This is a genomic window from Albimonas donghaensis, assembly GCF_900106695.1.
Taxonomy (GTDB): domain Bacteria; phylum Pseudomonadota; class Alphaproteobacteria; order Rhodobacterales; family Rhodobacteraceae; genus Albimonas; species Albimonas donghaensis.
This window is the reverse complement of the sequence record NZ_FNMZ01000007.1, coordinates 53,425-73,010: the sequence shown is the minus strand read 5'-3', so window position 1 is coordinate 73,010 and position 19,586 is coordinate 53,425. Positions and strand designations below refer to the sequence as shown.

Annotated in this window: 18 protein-coding genes; 13 read left to right on the top strand and 5 right to left on the bottom strand. The window is 72.8% G+C overall.

Going from position 1 to position 19,586, the window contains the following annotated elements; all coding sequences use genetic code 11:
• Positions 1-24: 24 nt before the first annotated feature.
• Positions 25-774 carry an arylesterase gene (locus BLV24_RS16590; RefSeq protein WP_092683836.1) on the bottom strand — a complete coding sequence of 250 codons (750 nt, stop codon included), beginning with the start codon at positions 772-774 and terminating at the stop codon, positions 25-27.
• On the opposite strand from BLV24_RS16590, the gene BLV24_RS16585 reads away from it, so the two are divergent.
• From BLV24_RS16585 to BLV24_RS16575, 3 genes are all read left to right on the top strand, one after another.
• The gene (locus BLV24_RS16585) at positions 773-1,483 is read left to right on the top strand and encodes an ABC transporter ATP-binding protein (protein WP_092683834.1); all 711 of its coding nucleotides are present in this window, start codon (positions 773-775) and stop codon (positions 1,481-1,483) included. The two genes, BLV24_RS16590 and BLV24_RS16585, sit on opposite strands and share 2 nt — an antisense overlap.
• Positions 1,480-4,056 carry an ABC transporter permease gene (locus BLV24_RS16580; RefSeq protein WP_092683832.1) on the top strand — a complete coding sequence of 859 codons (2,577 nt, stop codon included), beginning with the start codon at positions 1,480-1,482 and terminating at the stop codon, positions 4,054-4,056. Before BLV24_RS16585 ends, BLV24_RS16580 begins: the two co-directional genes overlap by 4 nt.
• Positions 4,057-4,238: 182 nt before the next feature.
• Positions 4,239-4,961, top strand: a complete 723-nt coding sequence (locus BLV24_RS16575) for a Bax inhibitor-1/YccA family protein (protein WP_092683830.1) — start codon at positions 4,239-4,241, stop codon at positions 4,959-4,961.
• A 718-nt stretch (positions 4,962-5,679) separates the two neighbouring features.
• Here the strand turns inward: BLV24_RS16575 and rpmG are convergent.
• The 3 genes from rpmG to BLV24_RS16555 all read right to left on the bottom strand — a co-directional run bounded on the left by rpmG (position 5,680) and on the right by BLV24_RS16555 (position 7,501).
• On the bottom strand, positions 5,680-5,847 hold the full coding sequence (gene rpmG / locus BLV24_RS16565; RefSeq protein ID WP_092683826.1) for a 50S ribosomal protein L33: 168 nt from the start codon (positions 5,845-5,847) through the stop codon (positions 5,680-5,682).
• A 169-nt stretch (positions 5,848-6,016) separates the two neighbouring features.
• Positions 6,017-6,772: an NUDIX hydrolase gene (locus tag BLV24_RS16560; protein WP_092683824.1), complete on the bottom strand. Its 756-nt coding sequence runs from the start codon at positions 6,770-6,772 to the stop codon at positions 6,017-6,019.
• 183 nt (positions 6,773-6,955) lie between these two features.
• On the bottom strand, positions 6,956-7,501 hold the full coding sequence (locus BLV24_RS16555; RefSeq protein ID WP_245710625.1) for a DUF983 domain-containing protein: 546 nt from the start codon (positions 7,499-7,501) through the stop codon (positions 6,956-6,958).
• Positions 7,502-7,778: 277 nt separating this feature from the next.
• On the opposite strand from BLV24_RS16555, the gene BLV24_RS16550 reads away from it, so the two are divergent.
• From BLV24_RS16550 to BLV24_RS16535, 4 genes are all read left to right on the top strand, one after another.
• Positions 7,779-8,684 carry an EF-hand domain-containing protein gene (locus BLV24_RS16550; protein ID WP_176954789.1) on the top strand — a complete coding sequence of 302 codons (906 nt, stop codon included), beginning with the start codon at positions 7,779-7,781 and terminating at the stop codon, positions 8,682-8,684.
• 73 nt (positions 8,685-8,757) lie between these two features.
• Positions 8,758-9,408: an RNA polymerase sigma factor gene (locus BLV24_RS16545; protein ID WP_245710624.1), complete on the top strand. Its 651-nt coding sequence runs from the start codon at positions 8,758-8,760 to the stop codon at positions 9,406-9,408.
• An 83-nt stretch (positions 9,409-9,491) separates the two neighbouring features.
• On the top strand, positions 9,492-10,037 hold the full coding sequence (locus BLV24_RS16540; RefSeq protein ID WP_143040341.1) for a hypothetical protein: 546 nt from the start codon (positions 9,492-9,494) through the stop codon (positions 10,035-10,037).
• Positions 10,034-10,621 carry a periplasmic heavy metal sensor gene (locus tag BLV24_RS16535; RefSeq protein WP_092683816.1) on the top strand — a complete coding sequence of 196 codons (588 nt, stop codon included), beginning with the start codon at positions 10,034-10,036 and terminating at the stop codon, positions 10,619-10,621. Before BLV24_RS16540 ends, BLV24_RS16535 begins: the two co-directional genes overlap by 4 nt.
• A gap of 166 nt (positions 10,622-10,787) precedes the next feature.
• On the opposite strand, the gene BLV24_RS16530 is transcribed toward BLV24_RS16535, so the two are convergent.
• Positions 10,788-12,365, bottom strand: a complete 1,578-nt coding sequence (locus tag BLV24_RS16530) for a diguanylate cyclase (RefSeq protein WP_092683814.1) — start codon at positions 12,363-12,365, stop codon at positions 10,788-10,790.
• Positions 12,366-12,709: 344 nt separating this feature from the next.
• On the opposite strand from BLV24_RS16530, the gene BLV24_RS16525 reads away from it, so the two are divergent.
• The 6 genes from BLV24_RS16525 (at position 12,710) to BLV24_RS16500 (ending at position 19,562) form a co-directional block, all read left to right on the top strand.
• Positions 12,710-13,003, top strand: coding sequence for a DUF3572 domain-containing protein (locus tag BLV24_RS16525; RefSeq protein WP_245710623.1), 294 nt, complete (start codon positions 12,710-12,712; stop codon positions 13,001-13,003).
• A 178-nt stretch (positions 13,004-13,181) separates the two neighbouring features.
• On the top strand, positions 13,182-15,491 hold the full coding sequence (gene dnaG, locus BLV24_RS22275) for a DNA primase (protein ID WP_218133452.1): 2,310 nt from the start codon (positions 13,182-13,184) through the stop codon (positions 15,489-15,491).
• A gap of 118 nt (positions 15,492-15,609) precedes the next feature.
• Positions 15,610-17,637 carry an RNA polymerase sigma factor RpoD gene (gene rpoD / locus BLV24_RS16515; RefSeq protein ID WP_092683812.1) on the top strand — a complete coding sequence of 676 codons (2,028 nt, stop codon included), beginning with the start codon at positions 15,610-15,612 and terminating at the stop codon, positions 17,635-17,637.
• Positions 17,638-17,882: 245 nt separating this feature from the next.
• On the top strand, positions 17,883-18,083 hold the full coding sequence (locus BLV24_RS22080) for a hypothetical protein (protein WP_176954788.1): 201 nt from the start codon (positions 17,883-17,885) through the stop codon (positions 18,081-18,083).
• A complete protein-coding gene (locus BLV24_RS16505) occupies positions 18,068-18,823 on the top strand; it encodes a hypothetical protein (RefSeq protein ID WP_143040340.1) in 756 nt (251 codons plus the stop codon). Before BLV24_RS22080 ends, BLV24_RS16505 begins: the two co-directional genes overlap by 16 nt.
• Before the next feature lie 142 nt (positions 18,824-18,965).
• The gene (locus BLV24_RS16500) at positions 18,966-19,562 is read left to right on the top strand and encodes a VPLPA-CTERM sorting domain-containing protein (RefSeq protein ID WP_092683806.1); all 597 of its coding nucleotides are present in this window, start codon (positions 18,966-18,968) and stop codon (positions 19,560-19,562) included.
• The last annotated feature ends 24 nt before the right edge of the window (positions 19,563-19,586 follow it).

Genomic DNA, 19,586 nt, shown 5'->3' with positions numbered 1-19,586 from the left:
CCGTCGGGCTGGGGCGGCGGGGGATCAGTCGGCGGGCGCCTGCGCCGCCTCGGCGCGGGCGATCAGCGCCTCCACCGCCGGGCCGATGCCCGCCACCACCTTCTCCACCCCTGCGGCGTTGGGATGCACGCCGTCGGCCTGCATCAGGGCGCGGGCGGCCTCCCGGTCCTCCAGCCCGCCGATGCCGGCGAGGAAATTCTCGTAGAGGATCGCGCCGTGGGCCTCGGCCAGTTCGGGGAACATGGCGTCGAACTCGGCCTTCCAGTCCTCCCCGTAGTTCAGCGGCGCCGGCAGGCCGGCCAGCAGCGCGGGCAGGCCGCGGGCGTTCAGCTCGGTCAGGATCGCGTCCAGGTTCTCGCGGCTGTTGGCCGGATCGATGCCGCGCAGCAGGTCGTTGCCGCCCAGCTCCACGATCACCGCGTCGACCTCCGGGCTCAGCGACCAGTCGAGCCGCGCCCGCCCGCCCTGAGTGGTGTCGCCGGAGACGCCGGCGTTGATCACGGTCACGTCATGGCCGCGGTCGCGCAGCCAGGCCTGCAGGCGGGGGACGAAGCCCTCGGCCTCCGGCAGGCCGTAGCCATGAGTGAGACTGTCGCCCAGCGCCAGCAGGGTCACCGCGTCGCCCTCCGCCGCGACGGAATGCGTCGGGTGCAGCGTGAAAGCGAGGGCGCCGGCGACGGTCAGCGCCTTGAGCCCGCCGCAGATGGCCCCATATGCGCAACTGCCCCTCGCGCGCGCCGCGCCCCCCGCCGCAGACCGGAGACCCCGCCGCATGACGCGATCCCAGACCGCCGCTCCCGCTTTCGAACTGGTCGAGGCGGCGCTGACGCTCGGCTCCCGCGCCGGACGGGTGGAGATCCTGCGCGGCGTGACGCTGGAGGTCGCGCGCGGCGAGACCGTCGGAGTGGTCGGGCCTTCGGGCTCGGGCAAGTCGTCTCTCCTCATGCTCATGGGCGGGCTGGAGCAGGCCACCGGCGGCGCGGTCAGGGCGCTGGGCGAGGATCTGACCGCGATGGACGAGGACGCGCTGGCGCGCTTCCGTCGGGATCATATGGGGGTGGTCTTCCAATCCTTCCACCTGATTCCGACGATGACGGCGCTGGAGAACGTGGCGACCCCGCTGGAACTCGCCGGGCGCGCCGACGCCTTCGACCGGGCGGCGGAGGAGCTGAAGGCCGTCGGGCTGGGCGCCCGGCTCGACCACTATCCCGGCCAGCTTTCGGGCGGGGAGCAGCAGCGCGTCGCGCTGGCCCGCGCCGCCGCCCCGCGCCCCGAGATCCTGCTGGCGGACGAGCCCACCGGCAATCTCGACGGGGTCAACGGCGAGGCGATCATGGACATGCTCTTCGGGCTGCGGGAGCGCCACGGCGCGACGCTGATCATGGTCACCCACGCCCCCGAACTGGCCGCGCGCTGCGACCGCACGATCCGCGTGGCGGACGGTCTGCTGGCCGAGGATTCGGCGCGCGAGGCCGCGGAGTGAGCCGCGCGCGCGCCGCCGACCCCGCCGTCCTCCCTCTCGCCTTCCGGCTGGCCCGGCGCGAATTGCGCGGGGGGCTCAAGGGGTTCGGCGTGTTCCTCGCCTGCCTCGCGCTCGGCGTCGCGGCGATCGCGGCGGTGGGCTCGGTGCGCATGGCGATCTCGGAGGGGCTGGCGCAGGAGGGCCAGGTCATTCTCGGCGGCGACGCCGAGCTGGAATTCACCTACCGTTTCGCCGAGGCGCAGGAACGCGCGTGGATGGAGCGCGTGTCCGAGCGGGTGTCCGAGACCGTGGATTTCCGCTCCATGGCCGTGGCCCCGAAGGCGGAGGGCGCGGAACGCGCGCTGACCCAGGTGAAGGGCGTCGACGGGGCCTGGCCGCTTTACGGGGCGGCGGAGTTCTCCGGCGGGATTTCGCAGGGCGACGCGCTGGGCCTGCGCGACGGGGTCTGGGGGCTGGTCATGGCGCCGGCGCTGATCGACCGGCTGGGGCTGGCGGTCGGGGACCGCGTGCGTCTGGGGCGCGGCGAATACGAGCTGCGCGCGGCGCTGGAGGTGGAGCCCGACGCGGCCGCCGGCGGCTTCGGGCTGGGCCCGCGCACCCTGCTGAGGCTGGAGGCGCTGGAGCAGTCCGGCCTGCTCGCCCCCGGCACCCTGTTCGAGAGCGAATACCGCCTGCGCCTGGCCCCGGACGCGGACCTGGACGCGCTGGCTTCCGAGGCGGCCGCCCGTTTCCCCGAATCCGGCCTGCGCTGGAAGGACCGGCGCAACGGGGCGCCGGGCGTGGCCAATTTCGTGAACCGGATCGGGGCGTTCCTGGTGCTGGTGGGGCTCGCGGCGCTGGCCATGGGGGGCGTCGGCGTCTCGGCCGCCGTGCGCAGCTACATGGAGCGCAAGACCGCCTCCATCGCCACCCTGAAGACGCTGGGCGCCTCGGGGCGGGTGATCTTCGCGGTCTACCTGATCCAGGTGGGCGCGCTGGCGGCGCTGGGCGTGGCCATCGGGCTGGCGCTGGGCGCGGCCGTGCCGGCGGTGGCGGGGCCGTTGATGGGCGACATGCTGCCGGTGCCGGCGCTGTTCGACGTCTACGCCGCGCCGTTGTGGGAGGCGGGGGTCTACGGGATGCTCGCCGCCCTGATCTTCGCGCTTTGGCCGCTGGCCCGGGCGCGGGAGGTGCGGGCCGCCGCGCTCTACCGCGAATCCGCCGAGGGCGCGGGGGGCTGGCCGCGGCCGTCCTATCTGGCGCTGATCGGCGGGCTGACGGCGGTGCTGGTGGGGGCGGCGACCGCGTTCTCCGGCATCTGGCAGGTGGCTTTGGGCTTCGCGGGCGGCGTCGCCGGCGCGCTGGCGGTGCTGTGGCTGGCGGCGATGGGCGTGGCCCGGCTGGCCCGGCCCGCCGCCCGGTCCCGCGCGGTCCGCGGCCGCCCGGCGCTGCGGCTCGCGCTGGGCGCCATCGGCGGGCCGGGGGGCGAGACCTCGGGCGTGGTGCTGTCGCTGGGGCTGGGGCTGGCGGTGCTGGCCTCGGTCGGGCAGATCGACTGGAACCTGCGCAACGTCATCACCAACGACCTGCCCGAGAACGCGCCCGCCTTCTTCTTCGTCGACGTGCAGACCGACCAGCTGCCCGGCTTCCTGGAGGCCGCCGAGGGCCATGAGGGCGTCACCGCGATCGAGACCGCGCCGATGCTGCGCGGGATCATCACCCGGCTCGACGGCGTGCCCGCGGCGGAGGCGGAGGCGCAGGTCCCCGAGGACTATCGCTGGATCCTGCGCGGCGACCGCGGCGTGACCTATTCCGCCGCCCCGCCGCCGGGGACCGAGATCACCGAGGGCGAATGGTGGCCCGAGGACTATGCCGGCGAGACCCTCGTCTCCTTCTCGGAGGAGCATGGCCGCGGGCTGGGGCTGGAGATCGGCGACGCGATCACGGTGTCGGTGCTGGGGCGGGAGATCACGGCGCGGATCGCCAATTTCCGGGTGGTGAACTTCCGCGACATGGGCATCAACTTCCTGATGGTCATGAGCCCCGGCGCCCTGACCGGCGCGCCGCACACCCATATCGCCACCGTCTACGCCGAGGAGGGCTCGGAAGGCGGGCTGCTGCGCGACGTGGCCGGGGCCTATCCCAACATCACCGCCATCGGCGTGCGCGACGCCATCGACCAGGTGGCCGACGGGCTGCGGGAACTGGCGGCGGCGACGCGCTGGGGGGCCTCGGCGACGCTGCTGACCGGGATCGTGGTGCTGATCGGCGCCGCGGCGGCGGGCGAGCGGCGGCGGGTCTACGAGGCGGCGGTGCTCAAGACGCTGGGCGCCTCGCGCCGCACGATCCTCGCCAGCTTCGCGCTGCGCGCCGGATTGCTGGGCGCCGCGGCGGGCGCGGTGGCCATCGTCGCGGGCGGGATCGCCGGCTGGGCGGTGATGGTGCTGGTGATGGACGCGAGCTACGTGTTCGAGCCGGTCTCCGCCCTGGTCATCGTCATCGGCGGGGCGGCGCTGAGCCTTCTCGCGGGGCTCGGATTCGCGGCCCGACCGCTGGGCGCGCGCCCGGCCCAGGTGCTGCGGGCCCGGGAATAGCGGCTGTTCACGCGGGCGTGATCGATGGAGGGGGGCGATACCGCCCCCGCGGCGGCGAAAACCTTGAACAAAGGCCTCCGCTTTCCGATATGATGGAACAAATCGCTGCGGGATTCCCGTAGGGCGACCGAGGGGGGGCGCGCGGCGAACGGATGGAACACGCAACGAACAGGGTTTGACACATGCAGCAGTATGACGCCATTCGCCGGTCTGGCGCCGGATCGGCCGCGATCGACGAGGGCCTGCGCGGGTACATGAACCGCGTCTACGGCCTGATGGCGGTCGCCATGGTCATCACGGGCGCGGTCGCCTTCTTCATCGGCAACTCGCCCGCCCTTCTTCAGGCGATTTTCGGCTCCCCGCTGAAATGGGTCGTGATGTTCGCGCCGCTGGCCGTGGTGTTCGGCTTTTCGGCGATGATCCACAAGATGAGCAACGCCACCGCCCAGATCGTGTTCTGGGTGTTCGCGGCGCTGATGGGCGCCTCGATCAGCTACATCTTCGCGGTGTTCACCGGCGTCTCGATCGCGCAGACCTTCTTCGCGACCGCCATCGCCTTCGGCGGCCTCAGCCTTTACGGCTACACCACCAAGCGCAACCTGTCGGCCATGGGCTCGTTCCTGGTGATGGGCGTGATCGGCCTGATCGTGGCCTCCATCGCGAACATCTTCATCGCCTCCTCGGCGCTGCAGTTCGCGATCTCGGCGCTGGGCGTTCTGATCTTCGCGGGCCTCACCGCCTACGACACCCAGTCGATCAAGAACGAGTATCTCGGCATGGCCCAGATGGGCGCCGAGGGGCAGGCCTACATGCAGAAGGGCGCCATCATGGGCGCGCTGCGCCTCTACATGGACTTCCTGAACATGTTCATGTTCCTGCTGCAGTTCATGGGCAACCGGAACTGATCCGTCCCGCGCCACGCGTGAGGATGCCGGAAGGGCCGGAGCGCAAGCTCCGGCCCTTTCGCGTTTTCGGGCGGCGGAGACGCGGCGGGGCTTCCCGGAGCAGGGAGGACGAGCCGATGTCTGCCGCCAGGCCGGCGCAGGAGGCGGCGAGGACCCTGCTGGGCGTGATCTCGGGCGCCGCGGCGCGAATGGCTATGGGAGCGCCGGCGACCCCTGCAGGCGCAGCGCTACGGCGCGTCGGCCTTCCCGGTGGGGGAGCGGCGGGTGCTGGCGGCGGGTGCTGGCGGCGGGGCTCGTCCCCGCGGCGCTGACCATCGGGCTGTTTCGCCTGCTGCGCCGGGCGCGGAGGCCGGGAGCGGATCGGGCCCGCGCCGCGGCGCTGGCGGCGATGGCGCCCACGCCCGCCTGGTTCACCGGGTTGTTGACGCAGGGGGTGACGGGGGGCGGCGACGGGGGGGCGGGGAGGCGGCGCCGTTGCGGCGGCTCGACCGAACCGCGGATTATTTCGCCGTCTGCGCTCCGGAAGGGACGGGGGCGGCTGCGCGGCGATTCCCGTGGTCCCGTGGGCGCGATGACGGCGCGTGTCCGGCGCCGGGCCTGAGGCCGCACGCTCCCCCCCCCCTCGCCCGACGACACGCGAAAGCCCGCCGGTCAGGCGACCGGCGGGCTTTCGAACCTGTCAGGCGATCAGAAGATCACGCCCCCGAAGGGACGGCGATCACTTGATCTTGCCTTCCTTGTACTCGACATGCTTGCGCACGACCGGATCGTACTTCCGAACCGACATCTTGTCGGTCATGGTACGGCTGTTCTTCTTGGTCACATAGAAGTGCCCGGTGCCCGCGGTCGAGTTCAGGCGGATCTTAACGGTGGTCGGCTTGGCCATCTCAACGCTCCCGTAGGCGCTTGGGCGCCCGCGACATATTCATTCGGAGCGGGCTTTTCTCAAGCGTGGGGCGGGGAGTCAAGCGCGGATCGAACCGCGCCCGGATCTCCCGCGCCCCGCGTCCCGAAAAACCGAGCCCGCGGGACAAGGTTCGAGCAGGCGACGCGCCTCAGAGCGCGTCGTAGAAGGACCGGTCCTTCTCATGGTGGAAGAAGGGCGCGGGCCGGTCGATGGGCTGGGCGCCGGCCGGGGTCAGCTTGAGGATCTCCTCGACCTCGGCCAGCACCACCTCGGTGATCAGCGGCAGGTCGAGATCCCGCGCCTCCTTCAGGGTCAGCCAGGTGAGGTGGCTGAGCTCCCCGGACGCGCGGCTCAGGTCCTCGACATCGCCGGCCAGCGTGGTGGCGTCGGCGAGGAAGAAGCGCGCGTCGAACCGCTTGGGGCGGTAGGGCGGGGTGATGGCGCGGAAGATGAAGGTCAGCCCGTCGCAGGCCGGCATGTGGCCGGAGGCGAGAAAGTCGCGCCAGGACGGGTCGGTCATGGTTCCGGCCAGGTCCGCGGCGCGGGGATCGGGCGCGCCGAGGATCAGCCCGGTCTCCTCGAAGGTCTCGCGCACCGCGGCGCGGGCGAGCGCGGGGCCGAGCCCCGGAGGGCTCTTTTTCTCCAGCCGCGCGAGGCATTCGGCGCGCAGGGAGGCGCCTTCCGGAGCGGTGTGGTCCTCGGGATCGAGGGCGCCGCCGGGAAAGACGAACTTGTCGGGCATGAAGCTCGCGCCCTTGCCGCGCTGGCCCATCAGCACGCGGGGATGGTCCCCGTCGCGACGGGCGATCACCACGGTGGCGGCGTCGCGGGGCGTGGCGGAAGCGGGGCGGGCGGGCTTGTCGGAGGCGATCGGCGCCTCGGGCGTTTCCTGGATCGGGGACATTCTGGGCTCCTTATTACAGCCCACCTTGCCCGCCGGCGCGGAGCCTGTCCAGACGGACATACTCCGGGGAAGGTCGCCGCCTGGGTCGCCGCCCGGCCGAGGCCGGATCGGCATGCCGCTCCAGGCACGACGCTCCAGGGCCGGGTCGCGGGACTCAGGCGCCGAAGGCGGGAGCCTCGCGGCTCAGTCCTTTCGGCGCGGGGCGAAGCCGGCCATGCGCTTGGCCCATTGCAGGCCCACGACCATGCCCTTGAAGCGCGGCAGCAGCCACAGCGACATCAGCAGGGCCATCGGCGGCCACAGGGTCCAGTGCACCCAGATCGGCGGGTCCCACGTCTCCCACACCGACAGCATGACCACCGTCACCACATGGCCGACCACGAGAATGGTCATCCAGGTGGGCAGGTCGTCGGCGCGATGCAGGTCCAGCCGCTCGGCGCAGGCGGGGCAGGTCTCGCGCACGGTGAGATAGCCGTCATAGAGCGGCCCGCCCCCGCAGGCCGGGCAGGTCCGCCGCCAGCCCCGCCGCAGCGACAGGTTGAGATCGCGCGGCTCGTCGTCCCGCCGGGGCTCGCCGGGCAGGTCGGGGTCCGCGATCTCGGCGGAGAGCTCCGGGGCCTCCTGGCTCGCCGCGCGGCCGAGCGCGCCGGTCCCCATGGAGGGAGCGGCGGCCGAGCGGGTCGGGGCGGGGCCGGCGGTGTCGGGCAGGATGCGATGCGCGCGTGTCATGGACGCGAAAGTATTCACCGCCCTGACGCATACCAGTGCGCGCGTCGTCTTGCGTCAGCGTGTCGCCTCTTATTCGCACCTGCACATCAATGACGCGCTGCGTCAATCGCCGGGGCCGAGAAAACTTCGACAGGCGCGACGGATAGGCGGCCCCCGGGCGTGGAAAGGGGGAAGACGCGCGGGCCGGGACGGCGCCGGAGCGGGCCTGGGGTCCGAGCCGGTTCGTCAGCCTCCCGGGGGGGGCGGCCCGCGCCGCATGCAGGAAAGGATCCGACGCATGAAAACCAGTGAACGCGCTCTCGCCCGGCTGCTGGCTCGCACCGCTTGCGGGCTGGCGCTCGGGGTCGGTCTCGTCGCCACCGCCGTCGCGCCCGCCGCGGCGCGCCAGGGCGGGCCGGACCATGCCGCGATGTTCGAGCGGATGGACGCCGACGGCTCGGGCGGCGTCACGCTCGAAGAGGTGCGCCAGAACTTCATGGCCCGCTTCGACGAGGCCGACGCCGACAAGGACGGCAGCGTCAGCCGCGAGGAATTCGACGCCGCGCGCGAGAAGATGCGCGAGGCGCGGGCCGAACGGGGCGACCATGGCGGCGAACATGCCGGCCGCAAGGGCGACCGGGACGGGCACGGCAAGGGGCCGCGCGCCGGCCGCGACGGCGGGGCGGATCGTTCGGCCCTGATGGCCGCCCGCATCATGGGGCGCGTCGACGCCAACCAGAGCGGCGGGCTCGATCCCGACGAATTCGCGGCCCTGGGCGAGCGGATGCAGGAGCGTGATCCCGACAGGCCGGCCCCGGAGTTCGGGATGCTGGACGGCAATGGCGACGGCGTGATCGACGAGCAGGAGCTGGGCCAGGAGATCGCCCGCCATATGGCCGACCGGCGCGGCGGCCCGCGCCATGACGGCGATCGGCCGATGCGCAAGGGCGAGGCGCGGCCGGGCGACCGGGCCGATCGCTTCTTCGACCGGCTCGACGCGGACGAGGACGGCGCCGTGAGTCGCGCCGAATTCGCCGCGTCGCCGATGCTGGAGCGGATGGAGAAGGTGGTCGCGCGGCTCGATGCCGACGGCGACGGCGCCGTGTCCCTTGACGAGGCCAAGGCCATGCGCCGCCATCACGGCCGTCCCGGCCATGACGGCCCGCCGCCGGCGGAGTCGGAGTCGCTGGACGAAACGCGCTGAGCATGGCGTGGTGCGGCCGGGCGGTCCTGCGGGATCGCCCGGCCGGGCCGGTCCGCACCCGGAAGGATCCGCCATGGCCTTCGACACCGCCCGCCCCGCCTTGCGTGAGGCGCCCTGCGTCGGGACGCGCATGAACGATGACGACCACCTGATGGCCCGATGCGCCGCCGGCGACGCCGCCGCGGCCTCGGAACTGATCGCCCGGCACGCGCCGCGGGCGACGGCGGTGGCGCGCGGCATGCTCTCGGATGCGGCGGAGGCCGAGGACGTGGCGCAGGAGGCGATGCTGCGGCTGTGGCGCCATGCCGGGCGCTGGCGGCCGGGCGAGGCGCAGGTGGGCACCTGGCTGCATCGGGTGGTGGCGAACCTCGCCATCGACCGGCTGCGCCGGCGCCGGCGCTGGTCGGCGGAGGACCCGCCCGAGCGTCCCGACGGCGCGCCGGGAGCGGAGGCGCGGCTGGCCGGCGAAGACCGCGCCGCGGCCCTGCGGGCGGAGATCGCGGCGCTGCCCGAGCGGCAGCGGGTGGCGCTGACCCTGCGCCACTTCTCCGAGCTTCCGAACCCGGAGATCGCCGCGCGCATGGACCTGAGCGTCGAGGCGGTGGAGAGTCTGCTGGCCCGCGCCCGACGCGGCCTGGCCCGGAAACTGGAAGCGCGGCGCGCCGACCTGGGGCTGGAGCACGGCCTGGACCCGGCGGGCGCCGGGCGGGAGCCGGGGACATGACCCGGCGCGATTACGAGGCGAGGCGCGGCCGCGACGGCGCCCGAGACGAGCAGGCGGGACGCCCCGCGCGTGAGGAGAATGCGATGACCCGGACGGCGAAAGCGCGGATGACGGAGGCGGAGCTGGCCGCGCTGGCCGACGCGCTGGCCGCGGCTCCGGATGCGGAACCGGGCGCCGGCGGCCTGGAGAACGCGGCGCGCGCCGAAGCCGCCGCCGCGGCGCTCGACCAAGCGCTGGCCGAACTCGCCGCCGCGTCGCCGCCCCCGCTCCCGCCCGCCCTGCTGGCCCGAATGGAGCGCGATGCGGCCGAGGCGCTGGCCGCGTTCCGCGATGCGCCCGGCCCGACGTCCGCGGCTTCGCCTGCGCGCCCCGCTCGCCCTGCTGCGGCGTATCGGGACCCGCGGCTGGCGGGCGGCGCGCGCCGCCGCGCCGGGCGCCTGACCCGCATCGGCGCGCCGGCGGCCTTCGCCGCCTCGATGGCGATGGGCGTGGCGCTGGGCTATTCGGGCGACAACCCGCTGGCCCGCGGCTTCGCGCTGCTGACCACCGGCTACAGCTATGAAAGCGCTTTCCTGCAGGCCGAATTCCTGCCTGACGCGGATCTGCCGACGCTGGAGGAGACGCGATGACCGATGATTTCGAGCCGACCGGCGGACCGCGGGCGGGGGACGAGGGGGCCGCGGCCGCCGTCGCGCCGCCGCGCCGTCGCCGGCGCTGGGTGCGCTGGGCGCTGGCGGCGTCGATCTGCGTGAACCTGCTGCTGATCGGCGCCGCCGCGGGCGCGTTCATGCGCCATGGCGGCCCGCCGCGGGCGACGATGCCGGCGGGGTTCGACCGGGTGACCCTTTGGCGGGCCTTCCGGGACCTCTCCGACGAGGACCGCGACGAGACCCGCGACGCGATCCGCGAACGGCATGGGGAGATGCGCAGCATGGCCGGCGCGCTGACCCGGGCCCGCGCCGGCATCGCCTCGGCGCTGGAGGCGCGCCCGTTCGATCCCGACGCCCTGGCCGCCGCCCTGGTCGCCGCGCGCGAGGCCGAGCGGCGCAGCGGCGATCTCGCCGACCGGATCTTCGTGGATGTGGCCCGCCGGCTGACCGATCACAGTCGCGAGGAACTGGCCGAAGCCCTGCGCGAGGATCGCGGCAAGCCCCGCTGGCGCCGGGACGGGGATCATGGCCGGGACGGGGACCGGAAGGGCGAGCGGGACTGAACCGCCGCCGCGCGATGGGCGCGGGGACGAAGGCCCGGCGCCGCTTCGCCCGCCCGCCGGCATGGCCTCGTCGCGGCTGTCTTCGACCGCATCGTGCCGCCCCGCCGCCGGAGATGGCGCGGAGGGAGGCGCCGGGAAGGCCCCGGGAAGCCGCTGGGCGGAGGGCTCAGCCGAGCCGGATCAGCGACACCCGGTCCCGTCCGCCCGCCTTGCTGGCGTAAAGCGCGTGATCGGCCCGGGCCAGCAGAGCGGCGCCGTCCGGCGCGGCGCGGGCGATCGCGGGGGCGGGGCGCGCCGCGCCGGCCGCGCCCCGGTTCGCCGAGGCGCGGGGCGGGCGCAGGAAGGCGGCGGCGGGCTCGGCCAGGCCAGGCGCGACGGCGCCGTCGGCGGGGCGCATCGAGGCGGCCAGCGCCGCGGCGGCCGGCGCCATCTCCGGCGGCGGGGTGGCGGAGGGCGGCATGACCGCCACCCCGATCGAAACCGTCACCGGTATCGGCGCGCCCTCGGGCACGGGGAAGGGGGCGTCGGCCACTGCGGCGCGCACCCGCTCGGCGGCGCGGCGGGCCTCGCCCTCGTCGGCGCCGGGCATGGCCACGCAGAATTCCTCGCCCCCCAGCCGCGCCACCAGGTCGGCGCCTCTCACCTCGGCCTTAAGCCTCCCGGCGAAGCCGCGCAGCACCGCGTCCCCGGCGGCGTGGCCGTGGTCGTCATTGATCCGCTTGAAGCGATCGAGGTCGAGCATCATCACCGCCAGCGGCGCGCCGGCCCGGGCGCATTGCTCCAGCATCCGGGCGAGGTGGGTTTCGGCGTATCGGCGGTTGAACAGGCCGGTCAGCGGATCCGTCGCCGCCAGCAGCAGTCCGTCGCGCACCGCGTCGCGCAGCCGGTCGGAATAGCGCTTGCGGCGCAGCAGCGTGCGCAGGCGGGCGGCGAGCTCGGCCAGGTCGGGGGGCGAGGTCACGCAGTCGTCGACGCCGAGATCGAGCGCCATCGGGGCCGCCTCCCCGGCCGAGGGCGGCAGCACCAGCACCATGCCGGCGCCCCGCGTGCCGGGCCGCGAGCGCAGGGCCGCGACCAGGCGCAGCGCGGCCTCCAGCGGGGCGGCGCCCTCTCCGGGTTCGATCATCACCAGGTCCGGCGGGATGCGCTCGGCGGCGGCGAGGGCGTCGCGGTCGCAGGTCAGGGGGCGGCATTCGATGCCGAGCGCCGCGCCCAGCTGCGCCGCGCGGCGACGGGCCGAGACCGGGTCGGGCAGGATCGCCAGCATCAGGCCGGGGGTGGGGAAGCCCGGCGTCTCCGGCTGCGGTTCGGGGGCGGCGGGCAGGCCGAGGGCGCGGGCGGTCTCCTCGCGCAGGCGCAGTTCGTCGACCATGGCTTTCATGCGCATCAGGTTGCGCAGGCGCGCCAGCAGCGGCGGGTCGCCCAGCGGCAGGGAAAGGAAATCGTCGGCCCCGGCCTCCAGCCCCGCCAGCCGTTCGGCCCGCGCCTCGCGGTCGGCGAGGATCACCACGGGCAGATGGGCGAGGCTCGGGTCGGTCTTGATGGCGCGGCACAGATGCAGGCCTGGCAGGGCCGGGCAGCGCGCATCGGCGATGATCAGGTCCGGATCCTCGGTCCGGGCCATTTCCAGCGCGGCGCGGCCATCCGGGGCGTCGGAGACGTCGAGATAGGCGTCGCGCAACCGCTCCGCCAATTGGTGAAACCGCGTCGTCGCGCCTCCGGCGATCAGAATCCGTCCGCTCATGGCTTTTGCGCCGCTCCGCCCCGTTCAAGGTCCTGCGCGGCCGGACCGGGCGGCGCGTCTTGCGCCCGTCCTCCGCTGGCCCAAGTATGTCGGCAAGAACCGTTAACGAGTTGTTACCCCCGGCCATGTCATCGCTCAGCTTCGTCAACGAGGCCGTGACGTCATGCGAGCGCGACGTCACGGCAGGCGGCTGCGGACGGCCTGCGAGGGGGCGTGCGGGGGTCTTCAGGGGGCCTCGCGCGGCTTTCGGCGGACCCGGCGCAGACCTGGCGCGGGGGCGAGGATTCGGTGCGGATGCGGGCCCCGCGCGGCGAGGCCCGCGCAGCGACAAGGGAATGACGGGAATGACGGGCGCAGGCATGACGCAGGATGCGGCGGAGCGGATCGGGATCGGCGCCTTGGGCCACCTGGCGGGAGACGAGGACCGGCTGGGCGCGTTCCTCGCCGCGGCGGGGACGGAAGCGGGCGAGTTGCGGGCGCGGGCGGCGGAGCCGGAGTTCCTGGGCTTCGTGCTGGATTTCGTGCTGGCCGACGAGCCGCTGCTGATCGCGTTCTGCGACGCGGCGGGGCTGCCCTATGACGCGCCGATGCGGGCGCGGGCCGCGCTGCCGGGCGGGGAGATCCCCAACTGGACCTGAGGGGCGGCGGGGACGGGACTCCCGTCCGCTGACGCGGCCGGATCGCCCGCCCCAGCCGCCCGCCCCCCCTTCGCCCTCCCGAACCGCGTTGCGCCAGGGCTGGGGCAGGGGGAGCGCGCAGGGTCAGCGGCGGCGAGGGGCGCTTGAAGACTCACGCCGGCCGCGGGATACATGGACCATGTCGCTTCCCCCGGGTTTTCTTGAAGAGCTGCGCACGCGCGTGAGCCTGGCCGCCATCGTCGGCCGGAAGGTGACGTGGGAGCGTGGAAAGACCAATGCCGGCAAGGGCGACTACTGGGCGCCGTGCCCCTTCCACCAGGAGAAGACCGCCTCCTTCCACGTGAAGGACCGCGAGGGCTATTACTACTGCTTCGGCTGCCAGGCGAAGGGCGACGCCATCACCTTCCTGCGCGAGGCCGAGGGCATGGGCTTCATGGAGGCGGTGGAGGTGCTGGCCGGGCAGGCCGGCATGACCATGCCCGCCCGCGACCCCGCCGCCGCCGCCCGCGCCGAGGCCCGCAAGGGTCTGACCGAAGTGCTGGAGGCCTGCGTCGCCCATTACCGTCTGATGCTGCGCGGCGGCCAGGCGGAGGGCGCGCGCGATTACCTGCGGGGGCGCGGGCTTGGCGGCGGCGCGGCGCAGCGGTTCGAGTTGGGATACGCGCCCGACGCGCGGCGCGGGCTGGCCGAGGCGATGGCGACCAGGGGCGTCCCGGAGGACGATCTGGTCCGCGCCGGCATGCTGATCCGCCCCGATGACGGCGGCAAGCCCTATGACCGGTTCCGCGGCCGCATCATGTTCCCGATCCGCGACGCGCAGGGGCGCTGCATCTCCTTCGGCGGTCGGGCGCTGAGCCCCGAGGCGCGGGCCAAATACCTCAACGGGCCGGAAACGGAGCTCTTCGACAAGGGCCGCAGCCTCTATCATCACGGGCCGGCGCGGGAGGCGGCGGGCAAGGCCGGGCGGCTGATCGTGGCCGAGGGCTACATGGACGTGATCGCGCTGGCCCGCGCCGGGTTCGCCGAATCGGTGGCGCCGCTGGGCACCGCGGTGACCGAGGCGCAGCTCGACCTGCTGTGGCGCATGGCCGACGAGCCGATCGTGGCGCTGGACGGCGACGCCGCTGGCCTGCGGGCGGCGCGGCGGCTGGCCGACCTGGCGCTGCCGAAGATCGGGCCGGGCCGCTCGCTGCGCTTCGCCCTGCTGCCGGAGGGGCGGGACCCCGACGACCTGCTGCGCGAAGGCGGGCCGGAGGCGATGGAGGCGGTGCTCTGCGAGGCGCTGCCGCTGGTGGAGATGCTGTGGCGCTCGGCGATCGAGGGCAAGGCGCTGGACAGTCCCGAACGCCGGGCCGGGCTCGACGCCGACCTGCGCGAGATGCTGCGCCGGATCCCCGACGCGGGCCTGCGCCGGCATTACGGCGAGGCCTTCGCGGAGCGGCGCGCGGCGCTGTTCCATCCCGGCCGCGCGGCGGGCCCGGGGGGCGCGGCGGGCGGGTTCGAGCAGGATCTTGCCGCGGAACTGGAGCGGGACATGGCGCAGGCGGCGCCGACCGGGCGCCCCCATGACGGCGATGAACGCGCTTACGGCGGCTATGACGCCGGTTACGACGCGGGCTATGACCGGGGCGATCACGGTCCGGCCCCGGACTGGGACTATGCGCCCGACCGCGACTACGCGCCGGAACCGCCCGCCCCCGGCGGCTATGGCGGCGGAAGCAACGACGGGAACAATGGCGGCGGGAACGGCCGGGGCGGAGGCTTCCGGCCCGGCGGCTTCGCCGGCAAGGGCGGCAAGCCGGGCCGGCGCGGTCCCGGCGGCCGGGCGTTCGGTCAGGGCGGCGGCGGGCGCTGGAACCTCATGGCTGGCTTCGCCGAGGGGCCCGCGGCCGAGACCCGCGCCAGCCCGCTGGGCGCCGGCGCCGCGCAGAGCGAGGCCCGGGTGCGGGAATGCGCGATCCTCTGGGGCGCCCTTCACCACCCCGCGGCGGCGGAGCGGCACGAAGCCGCGCTGCAGGAGATCGGGCTCGCGCATCGCGACCTCGACGCCCTGCGCTCGGCGGTGCTCGACGCGCTGCCCGAGGCGCTGGAGGCCGAGGACCCCGCCGAAACCATGCTCGCCGCCGTGATCGCCGCGCTGGGCCACGACCCGCGCCCCGGCCTGATCTGCGGCGGCGTCGCGCTGACCCGGGCGCTGGGCCCCGGCGCGGCCCCGGAGGCGGCGGAGGCCGCGCTGGCCGAAACGCTGGACCGTCACGCGGGATTTCTGGCGCTTGCGGGCGAAGGCCGCGCGGCGCTCGAAGACATTTCCGCGGACACGGCGGGTGAAATCGCGCACCGTCTCGCCTATATCTCTCGCCAGCGCGAGGAAGCCGCGAGGCAGGGCCGGGACGCGGCGCCTGACGAAGGAGATGCGGAGCGTTCGGCGTGGCTGAGCGACTTTCATGCATCCGAACCGTGGAAGAAGAGCCCGCGCAGACGAAATTGACGGTGGGGGCATGGCGATTCGGTAGCCGAATCGCCTATATCATTGCAGGTCAGGACCGCGCCCTTAGCGCGCGAAGCGATTCGCAGCGCCTGACGGGCGGCGTATCCGGAGGAGCAGCATGGCGGCCAAGGACATCGACGACTCCAAGGAAGAAGAGCAGACCGAGGGCGCGGGCCCGATGCTCGACATGAGCCAGACCGCGGTCAAGAAGATGATCGCGGCGGCCAAGGCGAAGGGCTTCATCACCTATGAGGAGCTGAACCGCGTCCTTCCTTCCGAGCAGGTCGGTTCCGAACAGATCGAAGACGTGATGTCCCTCCTGTCGGAGATGGGCGTCAACGTCGTCGAGGAGGAGGAGGCCGAGGCCGACGACTCCAAGGAGAGCGATTCCAAGGAGGTCGTCGCCGCGACGACCACCTCGGAAAGCCTCGACCGCACCGATGACCCGGTGCGGATGTATCTGCGTGAGATGGGCTCGGTCGAGCTGCTCAGCCGCGAGGGCGAGATCGCCATCGCCAAGCGCATCGAGGCCGGCCGCGGGACCATGATCTCGGGCCTGTGCGAAAGCCCGCTGACCTTCCAGGCGATCACCATCTGGCGTGACGAGCTGGTCGAAGAGCGGATCATGCTTCGCGACGTCATCGACCTCGAGACCACCTTCGGCGCCACCATGGACGAGGAGGAGGAGGAGGTCGTCGCGGCCGCGGAAGGCGAAGGCGTCGCCGCCGCCGTGCAGGCCGGCCCCGAAGCCGTAGCCCAGCGCGCCGACCCCGTCGTGACCGGCGAGGCCGAGGGCGAGCCCGCGCCGCGCGCCGAGGGCGAGCCCCGGACCGAGGGCGACGGCGACGGCGATGACGACGAGGAGGAGCACGCCAACCTCTCGCTCGCCGCCATGGAAGCCGCGCTGAAGCCGGACGTTCTGGCCAAGCTCGACCGCATCGCCGACGACTATATCAAGCTGCGCGAAATGCAGGTCAGCCGCATCGGCGCGGCCCTGTCGGAGACGCAGCACTTCTCGGCCCACGAAGAGCTGGAATACCAGCGCCTGCGCACCGAGATCGTGATCCTCGTCAACGAGCTGCACTTCCACAACAACCGCATCGAGGCGCTGGTCGACCAGCTTTACGGCATCAACCGCCGCCTGATGACGCTGGAAGGCCAGCTGGTGAAGATGGCCGACGCCGCGCGCGTCGACCGTCGCCAGTTCATCGAGGAATATCGGGACAGCGAGCTCGACCCGATGTGGACCGACCGCGTCGGCGCGCTGAAGGGCAAGGGCTGGGCGAATTTCGTCGAGCGCTACCGCGACAAGATCGAGGCCACCCGCGACGAGATCGGCCAGCTCGGCCAGCATGTCGGCGTCGACATCCCCGAGTTCCGCCGCATCGTCCAGACCGTGCAGAAGGGCGAGAAGGAGGCCCGCCAGGCCAAGAAGGAGATGGTCGAGGCCAATCTCCGCCTGGTGATCTCCATCGCCAAGAAATACACGAACCGCGGCCTGCAGTTCCTGGACCTGATCCAGGAGGGCAACATCGGCCTGATGAAGGCCGTGGACAAGTTCGAGTATCGGCGCGGCTACAAGTTCTCCACCTACGCGACCTGGTGGATCCGGCAGGCGATCACCCGGTCCATCGCGGACCAGGCGCGGACCATCCGCATTCCTGTCCACATGATAGAGACGATCAACAAGCTGGTCCGCACCGGGCGCCAGATGCTCCACGAGATCGGCCGCGAGCCGACGCCGGAGGAACTGGCCGCCAAGCTCCAGATGCCGCTGGAGAAGGTGCGCAAGGTGATGAAGATCGCCAAGGAGCCGATCTCCCTCGAAACGCCGATCGGCGACGAGGAGGACAGCCAGCTCGGCGATTTCATCGAGGACAAGAACGCCATCCTGCCGCTGGACAGCGCCATTCAGTCGAACCTGAAGGACACCACCACGCGGGTTCTGGCGTCCCTCACGCCGCGAGAGGAGCGCGTGCTGCGCATGCGCTTCGGCATCGGCATGAACACCGACCACACGCTGGAAGAGGTCGGGCAGCAGTTCTCGGTGACGCGCGAGCGCATTCGCCAGATCGAGGCGAAGGCGTTGCGCAAGCTCAAGCATCCGAGCCGCTCGCGCCGCCTGCGCAGTTTCCTCGACAGCTGATCGGCCGGGCGGCGCCGCCCGACCCGACCTTCCCGCCCGCCGACGCGCCCGCGTCGGCGGGCGGTTTCGTTTCGGGGGGCGATTCGCGGAAACCGCGCGGGCCGGAGGGGCGCCACGGCGCGTGGTCCGGGTGAAATCGGGCGGCAGGGGCGGAAATCACCGCGATTGTGCGGTTGTTCACGGGGGCCCCTGAGAAAGGGTGTAGGGTTGCCGTTGGGTTAACTCAGCCAATGGAGGCTTTCGTCATGCGCCTCGCGACTCCGACCCCATCCCGGATCTTCCCCCGGCCCCGCGCCGCGCTGCCCGCCGCGATCCTGGCCCCTGTCCTGGCCCCGATCCTGGTCCTGGCCGCCGCCGCCGCCGCGCCTGCCCAGACCACCCCGGAAACCCTGCCGACCTGCCCGTCGACCCACGTGGTCTGCGGCGGGTCGTGCTGTTCGAAGTGACCGGCATGTTCAAGCCCAGGGTCCTGCTGTCGCTGGCATTGGTGCTGTTGGGCGCCTTCGCCTATCACACCTTCACCAACATCACCCGCGCCGACATCTTCGCCTATCACCGGCTGGAGCGGGAGGCGGTCGGGGCCTCCTTCGCCTCGGCCGGGGACGTGGTGGCGATCTCGCCGGACGGCACGCGGATGGAGGCGATCTGCCTGTTCGATCTCGACGCCGAGGTGCGGCGCGAGGCGGGGCTGGATTCGATCTACGTCAACGATCTGGGCCGGCAGCTGCCGACCTTCCCGAAGCTGATGAACGCCATCAACTTCCTGACCCCGAGCGAGGGCGACGGACGGCCGGACGAGATCAGCTTCGCGGGCAAGTATTCGGAGCTGTCCTCGGCCTCCGCCGTGGCGCCGGCGATGACGCGGGACTGCGAATGCGAGATGGCCCGCCGCATGAACCGGCGCGAGAAAGTCTGCACCACCATCGCCGCGCTGTCCGAGGCCAGGGACGGGCGGGCGCTGGCGATCCGCTTCGCGACCTACGCCAATTTCGTGACCGACGCGCGCTTTGAAGAATGCGGGCTGGAGAAGTCGCCCGCCGCCCTGGCGCTGGACGGCGCCACCTGCTCGGCCGAGGCCGACATCCCCTGGGACGTGAAGCTGCGCGCCATGCTGAGGCTGATCGAGCAGCACCCGCGCAAGGCGCGCGCCGGCGAGGACGAGGCGCGAACGGCCTCCGCCGAGTGAGCCCGCCGGATCGAGGGGGGCCTGCCGCAATGTCAAATTTGCGCCCGATTTCCGCCCTAATACGAGGAATGGAAACGCATTGTTAGCGGTTCCACGTCGCGGCGTGTGGGGCGGCGATCACATAAAAAGGGGGAAACGCGTTATGCGACATATGTTTGGGGCGCTCGGCCTGGTTCTGGCCACAGCGGCGCCTGCCGCCGCGCTGAGCACCGGCTACACGCTTGAGATCGACGGGAACACCAATGTCCCGGTGGTCCAGGTCACCAACACCTCCACCTCGGCCCTGCTGAACAGCTTCGGTCTCACCATCGGCGACACCGCCTATAACTTCGACTACGCCGGCTCCATCGGCGCGGATGTCGGGACCATCGGCTTCACGCTCGTCACCGGCGATACCGCCAATGGCGGCGCCCGGACCGACCTGCTGCAGTTCACGCTCACCGGCTTCGATCCGGGCGAGGTCTTCGGGTTCGAAACCGATATCGACCCCGACAACACGAACACCACCGTCGATTTCCGGGATGTGTTCTTCAATAACGGAACCGCGCCGAACGCCGTCTTTTCCGTCGGGTTCTCGGACGGGACGACCTTCGCGCTGACCCTGCCGGATGACGTGGAAAAGTCGTCCTACACGTTCTCGGAGTCGGTCTCGGACGTGCCGCTGCCCGCGGCTCTGCCGCTGCTGGGCGCGGGCCTGGCCGGGCTGGGCTTCGTCGCGCGCCGTCGCCGGGGCGCCTGACCTCGGGCCGACGTCGAAAATCCA